The organism is Pedobacter sp. 01N416 (genome assembly GCF_056399685.1).
This window is the reverse complement of record NZ_JBFTRT010000523.1, coordinates 1-3554: the sequence shown is the minus strand read 5'-3', so window position 1 is coordinate 3554 and position 3554 is coordinate 1. Positions and strand designations below refer to the sequence as shown.

4 protein-coding genes are annotated in these 3554 nt (G+C 40.7%); 3 read left to right on the top strand and 1 reads right to left on the bottom strand.

Going from position 1 to position 3554, the window contains the following annotated elements; genetic code table 11:
* Nucleotides 1-298, bottom strand: a 298-nt coding sequence (locus AC1DND_RS22840; RefSeq protein WP_477584893.1) for an AraC family transcriptional regulator ligand-binding domain-containing protein, incomplete at its 3' end; no start/stop codon positions are given.
* A gap of 146 nt (nucleotides 299-444) precedes the next feature.
* On the opposite strand from AC1DND_RS22840, the gene AC1DND_RS22835 reads away from it, so the two are divergent.
* The 3 genes from AC1DND_RS22835 to AC1DND_RS22825 all read left to right on the top strand — a co-directional run bounded on the left by AC1DND_RS22835 (nucleotide 445) and on the right by AC1DND_RS22825 (nucleotide 3036).
* On the top strand, nucleotides 445-843 hold the full coding sequence (locus AC1DND_RS22835; protein WP_477584892.1) for a nuclear transport factor 2 family protein: 399 nt from the start codon (nucleotides 445-447) through the stop codon (nucleotides 841-843).
* A gap of 204 nt (nucleotides 844-1047) precedes the next feature.
* Complete coding sequence (locus AC1DND_RS22830) at nucleotides 1048-1953, top strand: helix-turn-helix domain-containing protein (protein ID WP_477584891.1); 906 nt, start codon at nucleotides 1048-1050, stop codon at nucleotides 1951-1953.
* 81 nt (nucleotides 1954-2034) lie between these two features.
* Nucleotides 2035-3036 (top strand): aldo/keto reductase, encoded by a 1002-nt coding sequence (locus tag AC1DND_RS22825; RefSeq protein WP_477584890.1) that lies wholly within the window; start codon nucleotides 2035-2037, stop codon nucleotides 3034-3036.
* Nucleotides 3037-3554 lie beyond the last annotated feature (518 nt).

The window sequence follows — 3554 nt, the reverse complement described above, 5'->3', positions numbered from 1 at the left end:
GGGCAGCATTAGTTATCGCTTCTCCCACTGTTCTGCTCGTTTTTATTATTTCTCCGACAATTCCCAATGCCTGTAGTTGTAAGGATTCCCCAAAATGAAGACCGAACAAGTTGTCTCTACTTATAGATACAGCATTAAACCAGACATCATCGATCTGTTTAACCGCAAGCGGATTTTTTGAAGTTGTCAGTTCATCCATTGTGATGTTTGATGCACGGAGAAGTTTTTCTGCAGATATGTCTCTTTGAACTGCATAACCAATCAGTCTTGATATGAAATTTTTAATCTGATCTTCCATAGTAGATAAATACTTGAAGCTAAAATATCAATATAGTAGAGAATAAAAATAATTTGACGGAAAAAGATAACTTAATGTCGTTTAATGGTAATCTTAACTTCAGTTGAACCTGCGAACTTTGGTTCAGATACTAAATAGAAAATATTATGGAAAATCAATCAAAACAAACAGTAATAGAATTTTTGACCTCGGTTAAAGCGGTCGATCTTGAAAAAATTGGCCAACTATTGTCTTCTGACGTAAATTGGTCGCAGCCTGGCAGCAACGAGATCTCAGGCCTAAAGCGTTCACAGCAGGAGGTATTCGGAATGGTAGGTAAGATGTTCGAGATTTCCGGTAATACATTACAGTTAGGTGCTTATCAATCAATTAGCTTAAACGGCAACCGGGTTGCATGCCTATTGCACTGGATGGCAGAGAAGCCCTCTGGAGAAAAACTCGACGTTTACAATATAGATATTTACACGGTTGAGCATGGTAAAATCTGTAATGTAGAGATTTTTTCTGCTGACCAGATGCAGGAGGATGGCTTCTGGACAAACTAAGTAAAATAAATGCCGGACAGACTATTTTGTGCTGTCCGGCCTGTGATCTTATAACACTATCTATTGATCGCTCTTCATCAAAAAAAAAGATTGTTAATTAATGCTGATAAGCAGTTTGTTTTAGGGCTTTCTGGAATTGGCGGTCGGGGTTCAATCAATTTGGTTTATGCAAGGTATATTATTTGATTTTTATAAATTTACAATATGAAACAAGCAGAAACCGTTATCGATTTTTACAACAGGTTGCCAGACCATGCTCCCATCGATGTTCCGCTCGATAATGCTGGCATTGGCCACATAAACGTATTCACAAGAGAGAACTGCGCCGTGGTAAGTCCATACAGTCGCCGCGATTTTTATAAGGTTTCACTTATCATTGGTAAGGGAAAGATCTATTATGCAGATAAGTGGATACAGATTGATCGACCGGCACTACTATTTTCAAATCCTATAGTGCCTTATTCCTGGGAAGCAGACTCAGATCAGCAGTCGGGCTGGTATTGTCTTTTTACCGAAGATTTTATTCAGCATAGTGAACGGGTAAATAACCTGCGCGATTCGCCTTTGTTTAAGGTCGGCTGTAATCCGGTGTTCTTTCCAGATGAAGTTCAATTGCGCGAATTTTCGGCCATATTCCAGAAGATGCAGGCAGAAATGCACTCCACTTATCCGCACAAGTACGATGTGCTGCGTAGCTATTTGCACCTGTTGATTCATGAGGCGATGAAAAATAATCCGGCCACAAATTTTCATACCTATGCCAACGCCTCTTCAAGGGTTTCTGCCTTATTTCTTGAACTGCTGGAAAGACAGTTTCCAATTGATTCTCCTACGCTTATACTCAAACTGAAAAACCCTGCTGATTATGCCGACGCTTTATCCGTACACATCAATCACCTCAACCGTTCTGTAAAAGAGGTTACCGGTAAAACTACAACCGCTCATATCGCTGCCCGGATTGTTAAAGAGGCTAAGGCACTATTGCAGTATACCGACTGGAATATCGGTGATGTTGCCTACAGCCTGGGCTTTGAGTACCCTTCATATTTTACACTGTTCTTTAAAAAACACACCGGTTCAGCACCTACTAAATTGAGAGAAACTGTTTGAATATTATAACGATCTGTTTGATGCTTATAAGTCACGGTTTCGCTTTCTTATCTACATTTGAGTGAACAAAATCTTATCAAAATGAAATATAGAAATTTAGGAACAACCAGCGAAAAACTGTCTGCACTTGGCTTAGGCTGCATGGGCATGAGTTTTGCGTATGGACCTACAGACGACAAAGAAAGTTTAGCGACTCTTGAAAAAGCACTTGATCTTGGGATCAATTTTTGGGATACGGCCGATATGTACGCAAACGGAGCAAATGAAGCGCTCATTTCTAAGGTACTCGTACCTAACCGCAACAAGGTATTTATTGCAACTAAATTTGGATTCCGTTTTACAGATGGAATTGCCGGCCCCAGCAGCGCAACGGGAACTTATTTTGATGGTTCTCCTGCCTGGATGAAAGTTGCAGTTGAACAGAGCCTGAAACGATTGAAAATCGATACCATAGACCTCTACTATGCCCATCGCGTTGACCCTAACATTCCGATTGAAGAAACCGTTGGCGCTATGGCCGATCTGGTAAGAGCAGGAAAGGTACGCTATCTTGGACTGAGTGAGGCTTCTGTCACTTCTTTACGCAAAGCACATGCCGAGCACCCGATTGCTGCACTGCAAAGTGAGTACTCGTTGCTTACAAGGGATGTGGAAAATGGGATATTGCAGACTACCCGTGAACTTGGTATTTCACTTGTGCCTTATTCTCCATTGGCCCGGGGCCTGGTTACCAATGCACTCGATGTAAATATCCTGGCTGATGATGATTTTAGAAGAACCCTGCCACGTTACCAGCAGGAAAATATCACCGGTAACAACAGGCTTATAGCCGAATTTGCGGCATTGGCAGGCACCAAGGGTTGCACACCAGCACAGCTTGCCCTGGCATGGGTGCTGGCACAGGGCGAGGATATTATCCCGATTCCAGGCACAAAAAAAAGAAAATACCTGGAAGATAATGTAGGTGCGATTGAAGTTGAGCTGACAGCTGATGATCTTACAGCAGTTGATGAACTGATCAGGCGATATCCTATAAGTGGCGAGCGTTATAGTGAAGGCGCAATGAAGCTGGTTAACCACTAACGGACCTTCTAAACTAGCTATATTTGGTAGAGGCATAGGCTAAAGGAAAAGCTAAAAGGATAACCAGGAAAAATCTGGGTATCCCTACAGAGCTGTACACTTTAAATACCAACTATAAGAAACTTCATTGCAAATCAATCTCAAGAAACCATTGTACAAATGAGTACATATGGTGGTATGAGCGGGCGACAAAGAAAGATTAATCAAACTTTGTCGCCTGCTTTAATTTAATTTATTTCGCATCAAATTGATGAATTTTCGAGTTTGGATAAGCCAATAGTATAGGTAAATATGTAGCAATTATGAATGGTGAGTTTTTTACTCATCTTTTTTATTTTTTAAAACTTATACCATTGGTTATTCCGTCATATTATTTGCCAAATAATATAATTAATGTACTAATTCCGCCCGGTTTTAATCGTTTTCGTTTTTACAAAACCGATAAGTTCGTCCCGGTAATTCTCACCAATGGTTAGCAATAGATCGTTTTTCATCCGTACCAGGTTGTTCTCTATTTC